Annotated in this window: 20 protein-coding genes; 12 read left to right on the forward strand and 8 right to left on the reverse strand. The window is 69.7% G+C overall.

The window, feature by feature from the left end:
- Positions 1-15: 15 nt before the first annotated feature.
- Together ACWDAG_RS23905 and ACWDAG_RS23910 are read right to left on the reverse strand one after the other, a co-directional pair.
- Entirely contained in the window at positions 16-1,554 is a 1,539-nt protein-coding gene (locus tag ACWDAG_RS23905) for an alpha-L-arabinofuranosidase B (protein ID WP_450697615.1), read from the reverse strand.
- A 223-nt stretch (positions 1,555-1,777) separates the two neighbouring features.
- Positions 1,778-3,205: a glycoside hydrolase family 43 protein gene (locus tag ACWDAG_RS23910; RefSeq protein WP_450697583.1), complete on the reverse strand. Its 1,428-nt coding sequence runs from the start codon at positions 3,203-3,205 to the stop codon at positions 1,778-1,780.
- 899 nt (positions 3,206-4,104) lie between these two features.
- Between ACWDAG_RS23910 and ACWDAG_RS23915 the strand changes: the two genes are divergently transcribed.
- From ACWDAG_RS23915 to ACWDAG_RS23925, 3 genes are all read left to right on the forward strand, one after another.
- Positions 4,105-6,408, forward strand: a complete 2,304-nt coding sequence (locus tag ACWDAG_RS23915; RefSeq protein WP_450697584.1) for a beta-L-arabinofuranosidase domain-containing protein — start codon at positions 4,105-4,107, stop codon at positions 6,406-6,408.
- Positions 6,409-6,719: 311 nt separating this feature from the next.
- On the forward strand, positions 6,720-7,634 hold the full coding sequence (locus ACWDAG_RS23920; protein WP_450697585.1) for a HipA family kinase: 915 nt from the start codon (positions 6,720-6,722) through the stop codon (positions 7,632-7,634).
- Between the two features lie 5 nt (positions 7,635-7,639).
- Positions 7,640-7,933 carry a SelT/SelW/SelH family protein gene (locus ACWDAG_RS23925; RefSeq protein WP_450697586.1) on the forward strand — a complete coding sequence of 98 codons (294 nt, stop codon included), beginning with the start codon at positions 7,640-7,642 and terminating at the stop codon, positions 7,931-7,933.
- 1 nt (position 7,934) lies between these two features.
- On the opposite strand, the gene aceB is transcribed toward ACWDAG_RS23925, so the two are convergent.
- Together aceB and ACWDAG_RS23935 are read right to left on the reverse strand one after the other, a co-directional pair.
- Entirely contained in the window at positions 7,935-9,560 is a 1,626-nt protein-coding gene (aceB, locus tag ACWDAG_RS23930; RefSeq protein ID WP_450697587.1) for a malate synthase A, read from the reverse strand.
- 202 nt (positions 9,561-9,762) lie between these two features.
- Positions 9,763-10,362 (reverse strand): nucleotidyltransferase family protein, encoded by a 600-nt coding sequence (locus tag ACWDAG_RS23935; RefSeq protein WP_450697588.1) that lies wholly within the window; start codon positions 10,360-10,362, stop codon positions 9,763-9,765.
- A 215-nt stretch (positions 10,363-10,577) separates the two neighbouring features.
- Here ACWDAG_RS23935 and ACWDAG_RS23940 point away from each other — a divergent pair, with 215 nt between their 5' ends.
- Positions 10,578-10,865, forward strand: coding sequence for a DUF5955 family protein (locus ACWDAG_RS23940; protein WP_450697589.1), 288 nt, complete (start codon positions 10,578-10,580; stop codon positions 10,863-10,865).
- A gap of 18 nt (positions 10,866-10,883) precedes the next feature.
- Here ACWDAG_RS23940 and ACWDAG_RS23945 read toward each other — a convergent pair whose 3' ends face one another.
- Together ACWDAG_RS23945 and ACWDAG_RS23950 are read right to left on the reverse strand one after the other, a co-directional pair.
- On the reverse strand, positions 10,884-11,192 hold the full coding sequence (locus ACWDAG_RS23945) for an antibiotic biosynthesis monooxygenase family protein (RefSeq protein ID WP_450697590.1): 309 nt from the start codon (positions 11,190-11,192) through the stop codon (positions 10,884-10,886).
- Between the two features lie 50 nt (positions 11,193-11,242).
- Positions 11,243-12,052 (reverse strand): IclR family transcriptional regulator, encoded by an 810-nt coding sequence (locus ACWDAG_RS23950; RefSeq protein WP_450697591.1) that lies wholly within the window; start codon positions 12,050-12,052, stop codon positions 11,243-11,245.
- A gap of 268 nt (positions 12,053-12,320) precedes the next feature.
- On the opposite strand from ACWDAG_RS23950, the gene allB reads away from it, so the two are divergent.
- Together allB and alc are read left to right on the forward strand one after the other, a co-directional pair.
- The gene (gene allB / locus ACWDAG_RS23955; protein WP_450697592.1) at positions 12,321-13,661 is read left to right on the forward strand and encodes an allantoinase AllB; all 1,341 of its coding nucleotides are present in this window, start codon (positions 12,321-12,323) and stop codon (positions 13,659-13,661) included.
- 52 nt (positions 13,662-13,713) lie between these two features.
- Positions 13,714-14,844, forward strand: a complete 1,131-nt coding sequence (alc, locus tag ACWDAG_RS23960; protein WP_450697593.1) for an allantoicase — start codon at positions 13,714-13,716, stop codon at positions 14,842-14,844.
- Positions 14,845-15,018: 174 nt separating this feature from the next.
- Here alc and ACWDAG_RS23965 read toward each other — a convergent pair whose 3' ends face one another.
- Entirely contained in the window at positions 15,019-15,765 is a 747-nt protein-coding gene (locus ACWDAG_RS23965) for a 3-oxoacyl-ACP reductase family protein (protein WP_450697594.1), read from the reverse strand.
- A gap of 120 nt (positions 15,766-15,885) precedes the next feature.
- On the opposite strand from ACWDAG_RS23965, the gene ACWDAG_RS23970 reads away from it, so the two are divergent.
- The 4 genes from ACWDAG_RS23970 (at position 15,886) to ACWDAG_RS23985 (ending at position 18,913) form a co-directional block, all read left to right on the forward strand.
- Positions 15,886-16,701, forward strand: coding sequence for an AIM24 family protein (locus ACWDAG_RS23970; protein WP_450697595.1), 816 nt, complete (start codon positions 15,886-15,888; stop codon positions 16,699-16,701).
- 107 nt (positions 16,702-16,808) lie between these two features.
- The gene (locus tag ACWDAG_RS23975) at positions 16,809-17,435 is read left to right on the forward strand and encodes a dihydrofolate reductase family protein (RefSeq protein WP_450697596.1); all 627 of its coding nucleotides are present in this window, start codon (positions 16,809-16,811) and stop codon (positions 17,433-17,435) included.
- Positions 17,436-17,526: 91 nt separating this feature from the next.
- Entirely contained in the window at positions 17,527-18,432 is a 906-nt protein-coding gene (locus ACWDAG_RS23980) for a DMT family transporter (RefSeq protein WP_450697616.1), read from the forward strand.
- Between the two features lie 85 nt (positions 18,433-18,517).
- The gene (locus ACWDAG_RS23985; RefSeq protein WP_450697597.1) at positions 18,518-18,913 is read left to right on the forward strand and encodes a ribonuclease domain-containing protein; all 396 of its coding nucleotides are present in this window, start codon (positions 18,518-18,520) and stop codon (positions 18,911-18,913) included.
- 58 nt (positions 18,914-18,971) lie between these two features.
- Here ACWDAG_RS23985 and ACWDAG_RS23990 read toward each other — a convergent pair whose 3' ends face one another.
- On the reverse strand, positions 18,972-19,172 hold the full coding sequence (locus ACWDAG_RS23990; protein WP_390664814.1) for a hypothetical protein: 201 nt from the start codon (positions 19,170-19,172) through the stop codon (positions 18,972-18,974).
- A gap of 168 nt (positions 19,173-19,340) precedes the next feature.
- On the opposite strand from ACWDAG_RS23990, the gene ACWDAG_RS23995 reads away from it, so the two are divergent.
- The gene (locus ACWDAG_RS23995) at positions 19,341-20,594 is read left to right on the forward strand and encodes a sensor histidine kinase (RefSeq protein ID WP_450697598.1); all 1,254 of its coding nucleotides are present in this window, start codon (positions 19,341-19,343) and stop codon (positions 20,592-20,594) included.
- A 47-nt stretch (positions 20,595-20,641) separates the two neighbouring features.
- Positions 20,642-21,322: a response regulator transcription factor gene (locus tag ACWDAG_RS24000; protein ID WP_450697599.1), complete on the forward strand. Its 681-nt coding sequence runs from the start codon at positions 20,642-20,644 to the stop codon at positions 21,320-21,322.
- Positions 21,323-21,336: the final 14 nt, after the last annotated feature.

Below are 21,336 nucleotides of genomic sequence, written 5' to 3' on the forward strand. Positions count from 1 at the left end.
GGGTTCGGTCCCTCGTCAGCTCCAGGGAGCCGAGGTGAGCCAGCTGGTGTCCTGGGCCCATGACGTCGCGGAGTCAAAGGCGTTGGAGCCGCCGTTGCTGGCGATGTAGACCGTGTAGTTGTAGTGGCGGAGGTACTTCGTCGGGAAGTTGGCGGACTGGAAGGAGGTGCCGACGCCGCTGTTGCCCGCGGTGGGGCAGAAGGTGGCGTCCTTCGCGAAGTTGCTTCCGCCGTCGTCGAAGTTCAGGTTGAGCTGGTAGTTGTAGTGGCGCAGGAACTGGCCGGGCTTGTCGACGGACTCGAAGGACACACACGAGGGGTTGGCCAGTCCGGCCCGGACGATCCAGGTGGCGTCGGCCTTGTCGGTGGCCGAGCTGGTGGACGTGATGTTGGAGATGACGACCTTGGAGTCGGCGTCGTTGTGGCGCAGGTAGTGCGAGGTGCAGCAGGGCGAGGTGGTGGCCTTGAGAGAGATCCGGGAGCCGGGGGTGAGGGTTCCGGTGCTGGTCGAGCCGCCGTCGTAGTTGGCGGCGGTGATGTTGGCCTGTACGGCGTTCTCGGTGGCGTCCGAGGGGTAGCCCTGGGTCATGACGCCTTCGTAGAAGGTGCCCTGGGCCCACTTGCTGTTGTCACCGCCGATGCCGAGGATGATCGCGCCTTCCTTGTGCATCGGGTTGTAGCCGGAGGCGGTGGGGCGTATTCCGTTGTAGAAGGTGGACAGGCCGCCCGACTGGGCGTCGCCGCCGCGCAGGGCCCACTGGTTCGCGCCGCCCTTGAGCATGGCGGTCAGGAACCGGTGGTCGACACTGGGGTTACCCGCGTTGAGTCCGCGGTTGACTCCGGAGAAGAGACCGTTCTCCAGGTCGGCCATGACCCAGGGGCCGTTGCCGCTGCCCCAGCCCCAGCCCTTGTTGTTGCCGAAGTAGAGGGCCTCCATGTGGCCGTTGCCGGTGTCCAGGCTGTTGGTCTCGGCGTTGCCGTAGTCGAAGCAGCAGCCGCCGTTGAAGTGCTTGCCGTTGAAGATGGCGTACATGCCCTCGGGCTGGTCGCCGGTGGCGATGCCGTTGGTGTTGTTGTTGCGGTAGCCGGTGCCGGGGGCGATGTAGACGCCGTACGCCTTGTGTCCGCCGACGGTGACCGGCGCCTCGACGGCGTTGGCGAGGTTGTCCGGACCGCCGGCGGCTCCGCCCCCGGGTGCCTGGGTGAGGTTGTTGCCCTTGGGGGACTGGTCGTAGATGACGGTGATGACGCAGGTGGTGTTGGCGCAGAAGGAGTCCTGCTGTGCGGCGTCGGCGTATCCGCCCGCGCTCAGCAGGCCGATGTCCTTGGTCGCGTTGTCGGAAGCGCGCTTGACCTGGTACAGCGGGCCGTTGTACGCCCCGTACAGGGCGCGGGTGGTGCTGTGCGCGGCCACACAGGGGGTGTTGCCCGCGGCGTAGATGTCGCACGGCCCCTGGGTGGCGGCCTGCGAGGGGGCGGCCGTGGCGGTGAGCAGTCCGGCGGCGAGCGCGGCGGTGGCACCGGCCGCCAGCAACGCGCGTCTGACGCCGAGCATCCAGAGTGGCTTGATCACGAAGGACTCCTTTTCGAGGTGGGGTGTGACGTGAGTGTCGACGAACTCCCGGGTGCCGCCGTCACGGCGGCAACCCGGCCCGGCCGGTGGCTCCGTGGGCCGGCTGAGGAGGCGGGCGCCGTCGCCGGAGCTGTGGGGTCCGCTGCCGGAGCGGCGGACTCCGCAGAGCGCTCAGGGTCGGGCTTCACCGTGAGAGAGGGCCGGGTCAGCTCGTCACGCGGAAGGTGGCGTCGCTGCGTCCCGTCGCCGTGGTGATCGGGTCGAGCTTCAGGTAGTAGGCGTAGTGGCGGATGTAGTGGTCGGGGTGGTTGTACGACTGGAACGACGACCAGGTGGCGTCGGCGAGCCCGGCGACCTTCCGGAAGGTGGCGTCCGCGGCGAACTGGGCGCTGCCGTCGTAGAGGGCGAGCTGGAAGTCGTAGTTCGCGTGCCGCAGGAAGTACCCGGGGTAGTTCACCGACTCGAAGGAGACGGTGCCGGTGCCCGCGAGGCCGGGCCTGATCCGGAACTGGGAGTCCTCGACGGGGCTGACGTTCGGGTCGATGCGCACGTCGAAGTTGATCTGGCGCACGTACCGGTCCTGGAAGTTGTACGACTGGAGCCGCTGCGCCGGGGTGTTGAGCCAGCGGGCGAGCACGCGGCTCTCCTCGGCGGCCGTGAGGGTCATGATCGCGCCGTGGCGCTTCGGGGTGCCGCCCATGTCGTAGCTGGTCGCATCCTGAAGCCGGTAGGTGCTGACGTCGAAGGGGTTGGTCGTCAGGATCGGCCGGTACTCACGGACGCCCTGCGGGTTGTTGTAGTCGATGTAGAGGGCCCACTCATTGCGGTCCCTGAACTTCATCCAGACCGGGCCTTCGACCACGTTGCCGGTGAGGCCGATGCTGGAGAGGTTGCCGAGGTTGGTCCACGTCCCCAGGATCGAGTTGCTGCCCTCGACGTTGTTCTGGCCGTCGCCGGAGACCCTCAGGTAGCGGTAGGGGCCGGTACCTGCGGGCACCTCGGTCATCTGGGTGTCGACGACCGGGGTGCTGCCGGGCGGGTCGATCCAGATCTGCGGGGTGGTGATGGTGCGGAAGTCCTTGGTGCGGGCGGCGTAGATGCGGTACTTGAAGATGCCGTTGACCGTGGCGTTCGTCGCCCAGTACAGGACGTAGTCGTTGGTCTCGGGGTTCCAGATCGCCTCCGGTGCCCAGGCGTTCTTTCCGCCGGGGATCAGTCCGGCGGCGCCGAGCAGCCACGGCTTCGACCAGGTGACCAGGTCGGTCGACTCCCACACCACGAAGTTGGGGCTGCCGTTGGTGTACGTCGAGCCGCAGTTGATGCACAGGTCGGTCGCGATGATCCAGTACTTGCTGCCGTCGGGGGAGCGCACCAGTGCGGGGTCGCGCACCCCCTTCGTGCCGATCTTGGAGTTGAGGACCGGCGCTCCGCCGTTGAGGTCGTTCCAGTGCAGGCCGTCCGTGCTGTGGGCGAGGTACAGCATCTGACCGGTCGCGGAGTCGCCGGTGAAGTGCACCATCAGGTAGCCGGGGTCGGCGGCGGCCGCCCGCTGCGGCGTGGTCAGGGCTTGCCCCGTGAAGAGGAGGCAGACGGCGAGCAATATCACCGTCAGCCGGGCGCGGAGCGCAGACATCGGATCTCCTGTCGGGTGCGGGTGCCACCGCCGGGCGAAGGGGGAGCGGGGTGGCGGGGGGAACTTGGTCTCGGAACGGGCGGGACAGGACTCGGACACCGCGCGGGCCGGAAGGGGGATCCGAACGACGGTGTTTCACCGCTTCGCCCAGGGCGCCGTGGTGACGGCGGGTCAGGGCGTGCGAGCAGGTGCGTCCGCCCAGGTGGGGCGGTTGCGGCGCGGGCCGGGTGTCTGTGCTTCTCGGCGCCCGTGAAGGCGTTTCAGGTGGGGGCGCTTCGGCCGGAAGCCTTCATTGGCAACTCACTGTCCGATCAGGCATGTTGGACGATATATCGAACGCTGTTCGTGAAATCGGGCAGAGGCTAAATCCGAAAAAGAGAGCGCGTCAATACATCCGACACATTCGATTAACCGAACGTACAAATGAGCGATCACCCCCGCCCGCGTAACCCCCAGCACACCGCACCGGCGGCCCGGTTTCTGTTATCGCCCCGCCGTCCCCCCGTCTCCTGTGCATGCACGCGACACGAGAGATCGGTCGGCGCACCGTGCCCAAGGCCACGGGCGCCGCAGCTCGTCGGTCTCGCCACCCCTCGGTGGCCGCGGGCGGAGCCTTCGCGCACCCCGGCCTCCTCGCAAGAATTTTGTGTTCACACGTCTGGACACGAGCAACGTCCATGTCCGTTAATCCATCCCATGCGTCAGCGAAGATCCACGTTCCATATTTCGAACGACGTTTGAAAAGTCGAACCGCGTGAGGAAGGTGTCGTCGGCCTGTCGGCCGTAGGGCGCCTCGTCGGCAGCGCACAGGCCCGTGACGCGCCACGCCCCACCGTCGGACGTGTGAGCCGGCACATCAAAAGTCCAAGCAGTCGCCCTGCCCTAGCGAAAGGCTCAAGATGTCTCCCTCCGTCAGCAGACGTCGTCTCCTGCAACTGGCCGGGGCCACCGTGGCCGCCTCTGCCACCGGACCCTTCCTCGGCGCGTCTGCTGCCCAAGCGGCCATCGCCCCCGCGAGGACCGACATCGGGGTCCTGGCGCACCCCTTCGAACTCGGCCAGGTCCGGCTCACCGCGAGCCGGTGGCTGGACAACCAGAACCGCACCCAGAACTACCTGCGGTTCATCGATGTCGACCGGCTGCTGTACAACTTCCGCGCCACCCACAAGCTGTCCACCAACGGTGCGACCGCCAACGGCGGCTGGGACGCGCCGAACTTCGGCTTCCGCACCCACATCCAGGGACACTTCCTCACGGCATGGGCACAGTCGTACGCCGTGACCGGGGACACCACCTGCCGGGACAAGGCCACCTACATGGTCGCGGAACTGGCCAAGTGCCAGGCCAACAACAGCGCTGCCGGCTTCAACCCGGGGTACCTCTCCGGCTACCCCGAGTCCAACTTCACTGCTCTAGAGCAGGGAACCAGTGGCGAGGTGCTGTACTACACCATCCACAAGACCCTCACCGGCCTGCTGGACGTATGGCGGCACATCGGCAGCACACAAGCCCGGGACGTGCTCCTCGCCCTGGCCGGATGGGTCGACTGGCGCACCGGCCGGCTGACCACCCAGCAGATGCAGACCATGCTGCGCATCGAGTTCGGCGGCATGAACGCCGTGCTGACCGATCTCTACCAGCAGACAGACGACGCGCGGTGGCTCACCGTCGCCCAGCGGTTCGACCACGCCGCGGTGTTCGACCCCCTGGCGGCCGACCAGGACCAGTTCAACGGACTGCACGCCAACACCCAGGTGCCCAAGTGGATCGGGGCCGCCCGGGAGTACAAGGCCACCGGCACCACCCGCTACCGCGACATCGCCACCAACGCCTGGAACATCACCGTCGACGCGCACACCTACGCCATCGGCGGCAACAGCCAGGCGGAGCACTTCCGCGCCCCGAACGCCATCGCCGGCTACCTGAACAACGACACGTGCGAAAGCTGCAACACCATCAACATGCTCACCCTCACCCGGGAGCTGTTCACGCTGGACCCGAACCGCGTCGCGCTGTTCGACTACTACGAGCGGGCGTGGCTCAACCAGATCATCGGCCAGCAGAACCCGGCCGACGACCACGGCCACGTCACCTACTTCACCCCCCTCAAACCGGGAGGCCGACGCGGTGTCGGCCCGGCGTTGGGCGGCGGCACCTGGAGCACCGACTACGGCACCTTCTGGTGCTGCCAGGGCACGGGCCTGGAGATGCACACCAGGCTGATGGACTCCATCTACTTCCACGACGACACCACGCTGACCGTGAACCTGTTCGTGCCGTCGGTGCTCACCTGGACGGAGCGGGGTATCACCGTCACCCAGACGACGACCTTCCCTGTCAGCGACACGACGACCCTTCAGGTCACCGGCAGTGTCAGCGGAACGTGGGCGATGCGCATCCGTATACCGAGCTGGACCACCGGGGCCACCATCGGCGTCAACGGCGTCGCGCAGAACATCACCACCACGCCCGGCAGTTACGCCACCCTGAACCGCTCGTGGACCTCCGGCGACACGGTCACCATCCGCCTGCCCATGCGGATCGGCATGCGGCCGGCCAACGACAACGCGAACGTCGCCGCGATCACCTACGGCCCGGTGGTCCTGGCCGGCAACTACGGCGACACCGCTCTCAGCTCGCTCCCCACGCTGGACACGTCCTCGGTCAAGCGGACCAGCAGCAGTTCGCTCGCCTTCACCGCCACCGCGGGCGGCTCCACCGTCAACCTGGGCCCGTTCCACGACGCGCACGGCTTCAACTACACCGTCTACTGGAACACCACGGGCAATACCGTCCGTCTCGCCAACGCGAGCAGCGGTCTCCTGCTGGGCATTCAGAACATGTCCACGGCCAACGGCGGCCGCGCTCTGCAGTGGACGGACAACGGCACCGCCGACCACAACTGGGAAATGATCACTGATGGAAGCGCGGTCCGCTTCCGCAACGCCAACAGCGGCAAGGTGCTCGGCGTCCTGAACATGGACACGGCAGACGGCGCGACCGTTCTGCAGTGGTCGGACAACGGCACCGCCGACCACAAATGGACCCTGCTCGACCAGGGCGACGGGACCTACAAGATCCGCAACGTGAACAGCGGCAAACTGCTCGCCATCGCGGGCAACTCCACCGCCGTCGGCGCGTTCGCGGTCCAGGACGCGGACGACGGCACCGCCGACAACCGCTGGCGCATCGTGCTGAACTAGCGTCCGTGCGTGGCTTCGTCGGGCAGCGACGGACGAGGAGCGGGGCGAGTCCGGAGACCCGCGCGACGTCCTGGAGGCGGCCGTCGACGACAAGCGGCAATCACCCTCGGTTACTATGCTCACTTCATGCCGGAGGCCGGAAGCAAGGGACGGACGGCCATGGACGGGTTGCTGGGGAGGCAGGAGATCGCATGCCGTCGGTCGAAACTCCCCAGATTCTCCCCAGGGCTACTGACGGGCAATTCCCGCTGACAGGCACCTACGAGGTCCACCATGGATGGCAAGGTCAATGAAGGTGGTGACCTGAGAACATGCTGAGAAAGGTCACCGCGACCCGCTACGTCGCCCCTCTGCGGTCCGGCGGCTCCGTCCCCGGCGTCGTCGAGGCCGACGACCTGGGCACGTACGTCGTGAAGTTCACCGGCTCCGCGCAGGGACACAAGGCGCTGGTCGCCGAAGTGATCGTCGGTGAGCTGGCCCGGGCGCTCGGACTGCGCTTCCCCGAACTGGTGCTGGTGCACTTCGACCCCGCGATCGCCGACGGCGAGCCCCACCAGGAGGTGCGGGAACTCCACAGCGCCAGCGCGGGGATCAACCTCGGCATGGACTATCTGCCGGGCGCGTGGGACTTCACCCCGGAGGTCGCGAAGTCGTTCCCGGTCGACGCGCTGGAGGCGGGCCGTATCGTCTGGCTCGACGCGCTGACCGTGAACGTGGACCGCACGGTCCACAGCTCGAACCTGATGGTCTGGCCCACGCTCGGGATCGTGCCCCCGCGCCTGTGGCTGATCGACCACGGGGCGGCCCTCGTCTTCCACCACCGCTGGGACAGCTCGGACCCCACCAAGGCGTACGACTTCCGGCATCACGCCCTCGGCCACTACGCGCCCGACGTACGGGCGGCCGACGCGGAGCTGGCGCCGAAGGTCACGCGGGAGCTGCTGCGGGACATCGCCGCGGAGGTCCCCGACGCCTGGCTGGCCGGAGAGGAGGGCTTCGCGACCCCGGACGACATCCGGGCCGCCTACGTGGACTACCTCCACGCGCGCGTGCAGGCCTCCGCGGACTGGCTCCCCACCGACTTCCCCACCCGGGAGGAACTCGCCGCCGAGGAGGCCCTCCGGACGGCGCGTACCCAGCAAGGCCGCCCGAACTGGCTGAAGCGGGTCCCCGACCTGCACGGCAAACCGGCGGCGGAACAGGATTGGTCGGTGCACCTCGGATGAGCCCCGTGAACCCTGTCGTACAGATCGAGTACTGCACCCAGTGCCGCTGGCTGCCCCGCGCGGCCTGGCTGGCACAGGAGCTGCTGACCACCTTCGAGACGGAGCTGACCGAGCTGTCGCTCAAGCCCGGCACCGGCGGTGTCTTCGTCGTCCGGGTCGACGACGAGGTGGTCTGGGACCGCCGCGAACAGGGCTTCCCGGAGCCGACGGCCGTGAAGCAGGCCGTACGCGACCGAGTGGCCCCGGGAAGGTCCCTGGGCCACTCGGACAAGGCGTCGCAGGAGCAGAACAGCCAGTAGGTCAGCCCTTGAGCTGCTCGTACGCGGGCAGCGTGAGGAAGTCCGCGTAGTTCTCGTCGAGGGAGACCTGGAGCAGCAGGTCGTGGGCCTGCTGCCAGTGACCGGCCGCGAAGGCCTCCTCGCCGATCTCCTTGCGGATGTTCGACAGCTCCTCGGCGGCGACCTTGCGGGCCAGCTCCGGAGTGGCCTTCTCACCGTTCTCGAACTCGACGCCCGCGTTGATCCACTGCCAGATCTGCGAGCGGGAGATCTCCGCGGTGGCCGCGTCCTCCATGAGGTTGAAGATGGCGACCGCGCCGAGGCCGCGCAGCCAGGCCTCGATGTAACGGATGCCCACTTGGACGGCGTTGACCAGGCCGTTGTACGTCGGCTTGGCGTCCAGGGAGTCGACGGCGATCAGGTCGGCGGCCTCGACGTGGACGTCCTCGCGCAGCCGGTCCTTCTGGTTGGGCTTGTCGCCGAGCACCTTGTCGAAGGACTCCATGGCGATCGGGACCAGGTCGGGGTGGGCGACCCAGGAGCCGTCGAAGCCGTCGCCCGCCTCACGGTCCTTGTCGGCGCGGACCTTCTCGAAGGCCACCTTGTTGACCTCGGCGTCCCGACGGGAGGGGATGAACGCCGCCATGCCGCCGATCGCGTGCGCGCCGCGCTTGTGGCAGGTGCGGACGAGGAGTTCGGTGTACGCCCGCATGAACGGGGCCGTCATCGTGACCGCGTTGCGGTCCGGCAGGACGAACTTGGCGCCGCCGTCACGGAAGTTCTTGACGATGGAGAACAGGTAGTCCCAGCGGCCGGCGTTCAACCCCGAGGCGTGGTCGCGGAGTTCGTAGAGGATCTCCTCCATCTCGTACGCCGCCGTGATCGTCTCGATCAGGACGGTGGCGCGGATGGTGCCCTGCGGGATGCCGACGTAGTCCTGGGCGAAGACGAACACGTCGTTCCACAGGCGGGCTTCGAGGTGCGACTCGGTCTTCGGGAGGTAGAAGTACGGGCCCTTGCCGAGGTCGAGCAGACGCTGGGCGTTGTGGAAGAAGTACAGCCCGAAGTCGACGAAGGCGCCGGGGACCGGTGTGCCGTTTGCGTCGACGAGGTGCCGCTCGTTCAGGTGCCAGCCGCGCGGGCGCATGACGACCGTGGCCAGCTCCTCGTTCGGGCGCAGGGCGTACGACTTGCCGCTCGCCGGGTCGGTGAAGTCGATGGTGCGGGTGTACGCGTCGGCCAGGTTGATCTGACCGAGGACGACGTTCTCCCAGGTCGGCGCGGAGGCGTCCTCGAAGTCCGCGAGCCAGACCTTGGCGCCCGAGTTGAGGGCGTTGATGGTCATCTTGCGGTCGGTGGGGCCGGTGATCTCGACGCGGCGGTCGTTCAGGGCGGCGGGGGAGGGGGCCACCTTCCAGGAGTCGTCGGCGCGGATCGCGGCCGTCTCCGGGAGGAAGTCGAGCGTGGAGGTGCGGGCGATCTCGGCGCGGCGCTCCGCGCGGCGGGCGAGGAGTTCGTCACGGCGCGGCGTGAACCGCCGGTGCAGCTCGGCCACGAAGGCCAGGGCCGCCTCCGTGAGGACCTCCTCCTGCCGCGGCAGCGGCTCGGCGTCGACGATGGCCAGCGGGGACGGCGCTGGTGCGGACATGAGCTGTCACTTCCTTCAGCGGTGGCACCGGGTGCCAGTCGAACCGGGTACGGCGAGCGGCGCCCCTGGAGCGGTAGGGCGCTTCTGAACAGTGGATACTAGTTTCCTCATTGTGGAAGTTCAATGGTTTGTTGATATCGAGATTCTCCGGGTCGAGGGAAGGTGGCGCTCGGTGCCACCCCGGTCACTCAAAGTTCAAGGTTCACTCAAGGTGGACCAGATCGGCTTCCGTGTCGATGTCGTACGGCTGTGCCACGTCCCCGCACTCGACGAGCGTGATCGCCGGCTCGTGTGCCTTGAGGTAGGCGCGGGCTCCGCGGTCCCCGGTCGCCGTCTCGGCGATGCCCGCCCAGTGCGCGTTGCCGAACAGAACGGGGTGACCGCGTACGCCGTCGTAGGCGGCCGAGACGAGGGACGACTCGTCCCGGTAGGCGGCCAGCACCCGTTCTGCCGCCTCCGGGCCGATCCCCGGCTGGTCGACGAGCGAGACGAGCGCGGCCCGCGCACCCGTACCGGCCAGTGAGTCCAGCCCGGCCCGCAGTGAGGTGCCCATGCCCTGCTCCCACTCGGGGTTCTCCACGAGCACGCACCCGTCCAGCTCGGCCCGCTCCCGTACGGCGTCGGCCCGCGCCCCCAGGACCACGTGGATACGGGTGCAGCCGGCCGCGCGCAGTACACGGACCGCGTGCTCGACGAGCGGCCGTCCACGGTGCTGAAGCAGCGCCTTGGGGCGTCCGCCGAGCCGCCGCCCGCCGCCGGCGGCGAGGATCAGCCCGGCCACCTGCTGTTCGTTCTCCGTCATGGGTCCTGCATACCTGACGCCAAGGCGAGCGCCCGGTTTCCTGGGGCTGAATTTCGGTCCGCACGGTGGCGCACCGGGCATCGGGTGGCGTTTACTGACCCGCGTCCCCCGGCGCCCGACCACCGCCACGGGGCTGCACTGCGGGAACGCGAAGAGACTGCGCACGAGGGCGTGCGAGGGGGAGAGCTGTGTTGCGGAGCTTGGGGCAGAGGCCAGTGACCGGCAGCGACGAGGACCCGAGAGTGGCGGAACTGCGGACCGCGGTGTCCCGGCTGCGCCGCGAACTCGCCGCGCACCCCGCCGAGTTCCCCGACCGCGGCATAGCCGAGGACGAACTCGCCGCACTGGCCGCGATGACGATCGACGGCGCCCCCGAAATCCCCCGCCTGCGCCGGTCGCTGCTGCTGATCGCCGGGGCGATCGGGTCCGTGAGCGCGCTGGCCAGGGGGCTGTCGGACGTACGCGACGCGGTGGACCTGTTCGGGGAACCACCGCGCCGCTGAGTCGCTTTTGAGGCCCGCTCAGATCTCGACGACCAGTTCGTAGCCGCTGCTCTGCATGTCCTCGCACAGCACGTAGGCCGCGTCGAAGCGCTCCTTGAACTCGGGGGAGTTCTGCCAGGCGCGCATCGCGTCGAGGTCCTGCCAGCTGGCGAAGGACACGAAGGAGTTCGGGTTGCGGACGTCGCGGACCAGGCGAGCCCCGAGGAACCCCTCGTTCGCCTCCTTGGTCCAGGTCAGGAAGTCCCGCCAGCGGTCGATGAACTCGTCGGCGTTTCCCTGCTTGACCTGCCACTTCCCCGAGGACCAGTGCTTGTTCTCCTGCAGCATGGTGGACACCTCGCTCCGCTGCCGGACTGCCGGTCCCCCCGGTTTCCAGGCTAGGCCGCCGGTCCCGAGCTTGCGAGTGCCTCCGACAGCTCCACCGCCACCTGCTGCAGCACCGGCACGATCTTGTCCGTGGCCGCCTCCGTGACCCGGCCCGCGGGGCCCGAGATCGAAATGGCGGCGGCGGTGGGGGAGTTGGGCACGGAGACGGCGAGGCAGCGCACCCCCATCTCCTGCTCGTTGTCGTCGACCGCGTAACCGTCCCGGCGCACGTCCGCCAGGGCGGCCAGGAAGCCCTCCGGTGTGGTGATCGTCCTGTCCGTCGCTGCGGGCATGCCGGTGCGGGAGAGCAGGGCGCGCACCTCGTCGTCCGGGGTGTTCGCGAGCAGCGCCTTGCCGACGCCCGTGGAGTGCGGGAGCACCCGGCGGCCCACCTCGGTGAACATCCGCATCGAGTGCTTGGACGGCACCTGGGCCACGTAGACGATCTCGTCGCCGTCGAGCAGTGCCATGTTCGCCGTCTCGCCGGTCTCCTCGACCAGACGGGCCAGATAGGGGCGCGCCCAGGTGCCGAGCAGCCGGGCGGCGGACTCGCCGAGACGGATCAGGCGCGGGCCGAGCGCATACCGCCGGTTGGCCTGCTGGCGGACGTACCCGCAGGCCACGAGCGTGCGCATCAGACGGTGGATGGTGGGCAGCGGCAGTCCGCTGCTCGCGGAGAGCTCGCTCAGCCCGACCTCGCCGCCAGCGTCCGCCATCCGTTCCAGCAGATCGAAGGCGCGCTCGAGGGACTGGACGCCACCGCCGTTGGACTTGGCGGCGGCGTCTACTGCGGGGGCGTCGCTGGCGCTGGACGTCGGCACGGCGCGTTCCTTTCGGGACTGGCGGGAAGGGCAGAAGCCTACCCGCCGGTCGGTTGACTCCCTGCTTGTACATAGCTACGTTCTGCTTGCTGGAATTCTAATTCCGCTTTGTGGAAACGTCCAGAGGGGGTGCAGGGGGTGCACTGTGGAGAAGTGTGCCCTTGACGGCGCGGAAGCGGGAGTGAAGACTCCTTCAACAGAAAGTTGAATTCCGTTACGTGGAAGTAAATCGCGTGGAAGTACATCGCGGCGGCTGAGAGGGGTCCGGGTGTCCGACACAGAACTGGTGCTGCGCTCGACACGCGTCATCACACCCGAGGGAACGCGTCCCGCCACGGTCACGGTCGCCGGGGGCAGGATCACGGCCGTACTCCCGTACGACGCCCCCGTACCGCCGGACGCCCGCCTGGAGGACTTCGGCGGCGACGTCCTGCTGCCCGGCCTCGTCGACACGCACGTGCACGTCAACGACCCCGGACGCACCGAGTGGGAGGGCTTCTGGACCGCCACCCGTGCGGCAGCGGCCGGCGGCATCACCACCCTCGTCGACATGCCGCTCAACTCCCTGCCGCCGACGACGACGGTCGACAACCTCCGTACGAAGCAGGACGTCGCCGCCGACAAGGCGCACATCGACGTCGGCTTCTGGGGCGGCGCCCTGCCCGACAACGTCAAGGACCTGCGCCCGCTGCACGAGTCCGGCGTCTTCGGCTTCAAGGCCTTCCTCTCGCCGTCCGGGGTGGACGAGTTCCCGCATCTCGACCACGATCAACTCGCCCAGTCCCTGGCCGAGATCGCCTCCTTCGGCGGCCTGCTGATCGTGCACGCCGAGGACCCGCACCACCTGGACGCGGCCCCGCAGCACGGCGGCCCCAAGTACGCCGACTTCCTCGCCTCCCGCCCGCGCGACGCCGAGGACACGGCGATCGCCCAGCTCATCGGCCAGGCGAAACGCCTGGGCGCGCGCGTGCACGTCCTGCACCTGTCGTCGAGCGACGCACTCCCGCTGATCGCCGAGGCGAAGGCGGAGGGCGTGCGTATCACGGTCGAGACCTGCCCCCACTATCTGACCCTGACGGCCGAGGAAGTCCCGGACGGCGCAAGCGAGTTCAAGTGCTGCCCGCCCATCCGCGAGGCCGCCAACCAGGACCTGCTCTGGCAGGCGCTGGCGGACGGCACCATCGACTGCGTGGTCACCGACCACTCCCCGTCCACGGCCGACCTCAAGACGGACGACTTCGCGACCGCCTGGGGCGGCATCTCCGGCCTGCAGCTGAGCCTGGCCGCGGTGTGGACCGAGGCGCGCAGGCGCGGGCACGGCCTGGAGGACGTGGTCCGCTGGATGTCCTCGCGCACGGCGGAACTGGTCGGCCTGGACACCCGCAAGGGAGCCATCGAGGCCGGCCGCGACGCCGACTTCGCGGTCCTCGCACCGGACGAGACGTTCACGGTGGACCCGGCGGCCCTCCAGCACCGCAACCGCGTGACGGCGTACGCGGGCAAGACCCTGTACGGCGTCGTGAAGTCGACCTGGCTGCGCGGTGAACGCATCGTCGCGGACGGCGAGTTCACCGAGCCGAAGGGACAGCTGCTCACCCGCGACCACTGAACGACTCTCCCGCACCCGCAGCGGCCGACCCCGAAAGGACGACCTGATCACCGTGACGGCGCAGCATCCATCCCGTTTGGCGAGTTTCACTGGCGACGCGAACCCGTACGGAGGCGGTGACCCGTACGCCGACTACCGCACCGCCGACTTCCCCTTCACCCAGTACGCCAACCTCGCCGACCGGCGCCTCGGGGCCGGCGTGATCGCCGCCAACGACGAGTTCTTCGCCCAGCGCGAGAACCTGCTGGTGCCCGAGCGGGCCGAGTTCGACCCCGAGCACTTCGGGCACAAGGGCAAGATCATGGACGGCTGGGAGACCCGCCGCCGCCGTGGCGCCTCGGCCGACCACCCGTGGCCGACGGCCGAGGACCACGACTGGGCGCTGGTCCGGCTGGGAGCGCCGGGTGTCGTCAGGGGGATAGTCGTCGACACGGCCCACTTCCGCGGCAACTACCCGCAGGCGGTCTCGGTCGAGGGCACGTCGGTATCCGGCTCCCCGTCCCCGGAGGAGCTCCTGGGCGACGACGTGAAGTGGACGACCCTCGTCCCGCGCACCCCGGTCGGCGGCCACGCGGCCAACGGCTTCGCCGTCTCGGTCGAACAGCGCTTCACCCACCTGCGGGTCAACCAGCACCCCGACGGCGGCATCGCGCGCCTGCGCGTGTACGGCGAGGTCGTCCCCGACCCCGAGTGGCTGGCGACCCTGGGCACCTTCGACGTGGTCGCCCTGGAGAACGGCGGCCAGGCCGAGGACGCCTCCAACCTCTTCTACTCCCCGGCCACCAACACCATCCAGCCGGGCCGCTCCCGCAAGATGGACGACGGCTGGGAGACCCGGCGCCGCCGCGACCAGGGCAACGACTGGATCCGCTACCGCCTCGCCGCGCAGTCCCAGATCCGCGCGATCGAGATCGACACGGCGTACCTGAAGGGCAACAGCGCGGGCTGGGCCTCGGTGTCGGTGAAGGACGGTGAGGACGGTGACTGGCGCGAGATCCTCCCGCGCACCCGCCTCCAGCCCGACACCAACCACCGCTTCGTCCTCCCGACCCCGGCGGTCGGCACCCACGCGCGCGTGGACATCTTCCCGGACGGCGGCATCTCGCGGCTGCGGTTGTACGGCTCGCTGACGGAGGCGGGTGCGACGGGGCTGGCGGCTCGCCACCAGGAACTGGGCGGCTGACACAGACTCGGACCCCTGCTCCTCAATCGCCGGAGGGGCTGGATTTGGCGCAGCCAACTCAGCCCGTCCGGCGTTTGAGGACGAGGCCGTTCAGGCCGAAAGCGGGGGTCTGGGGGCGCAGCCCCCAGGGTCGGGAATGGGAAGGGGCGGCGGGGGCGAAAACCTTCGACAGCGTCACGCCGCGAACCCGCCGTCCACCGCGAACTCAGCCCCGGTGACGTACTCCGCCCCCGCCAGATACGCCACCATCCCCGCCACCTCCTCCGCCGTCCCGTAGCGACCGACCGCCGTCATCGCCGCCTGACCGGCAGCATCGGGCCCGTCCGCCGGATTCATGTCCGTGTCGATCGGCCCGGGATGCACGATGTTCGCCGTGATCCCGCGCCCGCCCACCTCCCGGGCCAGCGCCTTCGTCAGCCCGATCAACGCCGCCTTGCTCGTCGCGTACAGCGTCCCACCCGGCCCCGGCACACGCTGAGTCATGCACGTACCGATCGTGATGATCCGCCCGCCGGAGGGCATCCGCGCGGCAGCCGCCTGCGAAGTGAGGAACACACCCCGGACGTTCACCGCCAGGACCCGGTCGACATCGGCGAGCGCCAGACCGTCCAGCGGCCCCAGCACGCCCACGCCCGCGTTGTTCACGAGGACGTCCAGACCGCCCAGCGCCTCCGCGGCGCGCTCCACCGCCCCCGTCGCCTCGTCCGCTTCCGCGGAGTCCGCCCGCAGGGCCACCGCCCGCCGCCCCAGCGCCTCGATCCGCCGTACGACGTCCGCGGCCGCCTCCTTGCCGTTCACATACGTCACGGCCACGTCCGCACCGTCCCGGGCGAGCCGCAGCGCCGTCGCCGCACCGATGCCACGGCTGCCGCCGGTCACCAGGGCCACCCTGCCGTCGAGAGTTCCGTGAGTGGTTGTCATGGGTCCATCCCAGCGCCGACCGCACGGCGATGCCGGCGGCGAACGGACACCGAGATCGAGTGGCCGGAACACACCGGTTCAGGCCGGAACTCTTTCCTCCACCTCCCGCGTTCTCCCCTCGTGACACTTCAGCAAGAGATCGTCGGCAACGCCATGCAGATGGCGGTCGTCAACCTGAGCCCCGGCCAGACCGTCTACTGCGAGGCCGGAAAGTTCCTGTTCAAGACCACGAACGTGACCATGGAGACCCGCCTCTCCGGTCCGTCGAACAGCGGCGGGCAGTCCCAGAGCGGCGGAGGCGGCGGCATGGGCGGCATGCTCCGCCAGGCCATGGGGACGGCCATGCAGGTCGGCCAGCGCATGCTCGCCGGCGAGTCGATGGCGTTCCAGTACTTCAGCGCACAGGGCGGCGAGGGCACCGTCGGCTTCGCGGGCGTGCTCCCGGGCGAGATGCGCGCCCTGGAACTCGACGGCACACGCGCGTGGTTCGCCGAGAAGGACGCCTTCGTGGCCGCCGAGTCCACCGTCGACTTCGGCATCGCCTTCCAGGGCGGCCGCACCGGCATGAGCGGCGGCGAGGGCTTCATCCTGGAGAAGTTCACCGGGCGCGGCACGGTGATCATCGCGGGAGCCGGCAACTTCATCGACCTCAACCCCGCCGACTTCGGCGGCCGCATCGAGGTCGACACCGGCTGCGTCGTCGCCTTCGAGGAGGGCATCCAGTACGGCGTCCAGCGCGTCGGCGGACTCAACCGCCAGGGCATCATGAACGCCGTCTTCGGCGGCGAGGGCCTGTCCCTGGCCACCCTGGAGGGCAACGGCCGGGTGATCCTGCAGTCCCTCACCATCGAGAGCCTGGCGAACGCCCTGAAGAAGGCCCAGGGCGGCGACAAGCAGGGCCCGACGGGCGGCCTGTTCTCCACTCACGCCGGGTGAGGTGCCGTACCCCCGGCCGATCAGTCACGACCGACCGATGAGTTGCGGGCGCGGGTGGGGTCTGAGGTGATGACAACAGACCCCACACCAGGAAGCAGGCACCCGCCATGGGCAAGCTCGTCTCCACGATCTTCGTCACTCTCGACGGCGTCTACCAGGCACCCGGCGGCCCCCAGGAGGACACCCGGGGCGGCTTCGAGCACGGCGGCTGGAGTTTCGTGTACGGCGACGAGGACTTCGGCCGGTTCGTCGGCGAGGTCTTCGAGCGCCCTACCGCGTTCCTCCTCGGCCGTCGCACGTACGACATCTTCGCCTCGTACTGGCCGAAGGTGACCGACCCCGCCAACCGCATCGCCGCCCAGCTGAACGCGCTGCCGAAGTACGTCCCGTCGTCCACCCTCACCGACCCCGCCTGGTCCGGCACCACGGTGATCGGCGGCGACCTCGCCAAGGAGGTCACCGCCCTCAAGGAGCGCACCGACGGCGAGCTCCAGGTGCACGGCAGCGGCGCCCTCGTCCAGTCCCTGCTGGACCTCGGCCTCGTCGACACCGTCCACCTGGTGACGTTCCCGGTGGTGCTCGGCACCGGCCTCCGGCTCTTCAGGGAGGGCGCCGTACCGACCAAGTTCCGCCACACGGGCGGCCGTACCACCCCCGCCGGGGTCTCCATCCAGTCGTACGACGTGGCCGGACGGCCCGACTACGGCTCGTACGAGCTCCCCGAAAACGCCTAGCTGAAGATCACCCGCGCCGGTACGGTGATCGCTCCCCGTGGGAGCCGCCGACGTCTCCGCACAGCCGCCGGAGACCGGGAGAGCCGCCCCCATGTCGTCGATCGCCGTACCGCGCCCGTTCGTACCCCGCCGAGCCTGGCTCACCGACCTGCCCGTGCTGCTCGTCGCGGTCGTGTGGGGCGCGAGCTATCTCGCCGCCAAGGACATCACCACCGCCCGGACGGTGCTCGCCGTGCTGGTGCTGCGCTTCGCCCTGGTCCTGCCCGTGCTCGCGGTCGTCGCGCGGCGCTCCCTGCGTGCCCTCACCGCCGCCCAGTGGCGGGGGGCCGCTCTGCTCGGGCTGATCCTCGGCGGGATCTTCCTGCTGGAGACGTACGGCGTCGTCCACACCTCGGCGACCAACGCCGGCCTCATCATCAGCCTCACCATGATCTTCACCCCGCTCGCCGAGGCGGCCGTCACCCGTGTCCGGCCCCCGCGGGCGTTCCTCGCGGCGGCCGGCCTCTCCGTGTTCGGTGTCGTCCTGCTCACCCAGGGCGGCGGCTTCACCCGGCCTTCCCTGGGGGACCTGCTGATGCTGTTCGCCGCCCTCGCCCGCACCGTCCACGTCCTCGCCATGTCGCGCATCAGGGCGGTCCGGGGGGCCGGTGCCCTGCCGCTCACCACCGTCCAACTGGGCGCTGCCGTCGCGGTGTTCGCGGTCCTGTCCTCGGGCGCCGACACCACGCCGTGGGGCACGGCGGCCGGATTCGGGGCGAGGGAGTGGGCCGGGCTGCTGTTCCTGTCCGTGTGCTGCACGCTGTTCGCGTTCTTCGTGCAGATGTGGGCCGTGCGCCGGACCTCCCCCTCGCGGGTCAGCCTGCTGCTCGGCACCGAGCCTCTGTGGGCCGCTGCGGCCGGCATCGCGCTCGGCGGGGAACGGCTCGGGGCCCTCGGGCTGACGGGCGGTGTGCTGGTGCTTGTGGGGACCGCGTGGGGACGCAGGGCCGCAGGTTAACGTGCGGAAAACTCATCGGACTTGACGGGAAATTCTGCCGACTTGACATTGACATGCCACTGTCTACGCGCGTCATCATGACGTCATGACTTCCCCCACACGCGCCACTCGTTTCGGCGCCGCAGCCGTTCTTCTGTCCGCCCTCCTCGTCGGCGGCGCCGTCATCGCCCCCACCGCGGACGCCGCCGCCGACTCCGTCGGCAGCATCTGCTACAACTCCCTGCCCTCCCAGGCGCACGACACCCTCGACCTGATCGATCAGGGCGGGCCGTTCCCGTACTCGCAGGACGGCACCGTCTTCTCGAACCGTGAAGGCGTCCTGCCCACGCAGTCGTCCGGGTACTACCACGAGTACACGGTCATCACCCCCGGCTCCTCCACGCGCGGAGCTCGCCGCATCGTGACCGGTGAGGAGAGCCAGGAGGACTACTACACCTCGGACCACTACGCCACGTTCGACCTGATCGACTTCGGCTGCTGAGCGACTTCCCCCGCTCGGTCACTCCGAGGGAAAGGTGCGCCGGAAGTCCGGTAGGCACTCATCCGGACTTCCGGCTCTCCGCGGCGGCGAACAGCGCGAACGCCAGCACCACCAGGGCGACGCTCGCATAGACCCCGTAGCCGTCGAGGAAGCCGAGCCGTTGCACGAGGCCCACATGCCAGTGGGTGAACTCGTGCACCAGGCCCAGCACGCCCTGCACCAGGGCGATGAAACCGAGTAGCTCCAGCAGCTGCTTCATACTCCGACCCTCGCCCCGCGGACCCCCCACAGACATCGGCCGCGGGGCGAGTCGCGCCCGACGGAAGTCCACCGTCCGGCGGCGGTGTGCGCCGAAAGTCTCCAGTGGTGCGACTTTGGTCGGGGATCCGCCGCGTGGAGGGGTGACGGCGCGCCGCACTGCGTAGATTTGTCGACCGTGAGGGATGACAAGCCGACATCGGCCGCGGGGGTCATAGGCCGCAGATGGCTGTTCCCGTCGGCCCTGCTGCACGAGATCGACCCCGACGCCGGGCGGCCCGGGCGGCCTCGGCGCACCGTGCGCGACTGGGTCGTCGACTTCACCTGCTTCCTGCTCGCCGTCGCCCTCGGGCTGGCGGCCGCGGACACCCTGAACCACGACACGCACACCTCGCACACACTCGCCGTCGTCGACCAACTGCTCGGTGCGCTGGCCTGCGCCGCGGTGTGGGCACGCCGCCGCTGGCCGCTCGGGCTCGCCGTCGCGATGATCCCCGTCGGCCTGCTGTCGAACACGGCGGGCGGCGCCGGCATGGTCGTCGTCTTCACTCTCGCCGTGCACAGGCCCTTCCGGTACGTCGCCTGGATCGGCGGCATCTCTCTCGCGCTGATCCCGCTGTTCTTCTGGATGCGCCCGGACCCCGACCTGCCGTACGCGGGCGCGGTCGCGTTCACGGAGCTGCTCACCCTCACCGTCATCGGCTGGGGCATGTTCGTACGGTCCAAGCGCCAGCTCATGGTGAGCCTGCGCGACCGCGCCCGGCGGGCCGAGACGGAGGCGCAGCTGCGCGCCGAGCAGGCGCAGCGGCTGGCCCGCGAGGCCATCGCCCGTGAGATGCACGACGTCCTCGCGCACCGGCTGACGCTGCTGAGCGTGCATGCGGGCGCCCTGGAGTTCCGGCCCGACGCGCCCCAGGAGGAGGTCGCGCGGGCGGCCGGGGTCATCCGTGAGAGTGCGCACGAGGCCCTCCAGGACCTGCGGGAGATCATCGGCGTCCTGCGGGCGGGCGAGCCCGACGACGCGGGTCGGCCGCAGCCGACCCTCGCCGCGCTGGACGGGCTGGTCGCCGAGTGCCGCGAGGCCGGCATGAAGGTCACCCTCGCGAACCGCGTCACCGACCCCGCGGCCGTGCCCGCCTCGGTCGGCCGCACGGCGTACCGCATCGCCCAGGAGGCCCTGACCAACGCCCGCAAGCACGCCCCCGGCACGGAGGTCACCGTCTCCGTCACGGGCACCCCGGGCGAGGGCCTCGTCGTGGACGTACGCAATCCCGCCTCGGAGGGCGAGGTGCCCGCCGTGCCGGGCTCCGGGCAGGGGCTGATCGGGCTGACGGAACGGGCCGTACTGACCGGCGGCCGGCTCGAGCACGGGCCGGAGCCGGACGGCGGGTTCCGGGTGCGGGCCTGGCTGCCCTGGGGATGAGGCGACCCGGGCGCGGCGGCCCCGCCGACCGTGATTACGTAAGCCCCATGACTGCGATCAGACTGCTCCTCGTCGACGACGACCCTCTGGTGCGGGCCGGGCTGTCCCTGATGATGGGCGGCGCCGAGGACATCGAGATCGTCGGCGAGGCCGCCGACGGCGCCGAGGTCGAGGAACTCGTCGACCGCACCCGCCCCGACGTGGTCCTCATGGACATCCGGATGCCGTCGGTGGACGGCCTCACGGCCACCGAGCGGCTGCGGGAGCGCAAGGACGCCCCGCAGGTCGTGGTCCTCACCACCTTCCACGCCGACGAACAGGTGCTGCGCGCCCTGCGCGCGGGTGCCGCCGGGTTCGTCCTGAAGGACACCCCGCCCGCCGAGATCGTCGACGCCGTGCGCCGGGTCGCGGTCGGTGACCCCGTGCTGTCGCCCACCGTCACACGGCAGTTGATGGAGCACGCGGTGGGCTCCGGAGCCGACACCCGGCGCACGCACGCGCGCGTGCGCATCGACGCCCTCAACGACCGCGAACGCGAGGTCGCCGTCGCGGTCGGCCGCGGCCTGTCCAACGCCGAGATCGCCGCCACGCTCTTCATGAGCGTCGCCACCGTCAAGACCCATGTCTCCCGCATCCTGGCCAAGCTCGACCTCAACAACCGTGTGCAGATCGCCCTGTTGGCGTACGACGCCGGGCTTCTGGAGGATCCGGACGGCGACGGGCACTAGCGGCGCCCGCCGAG

Source organism: Streptomyces sp. NPDC001157 (assembly GCF_053598255.1).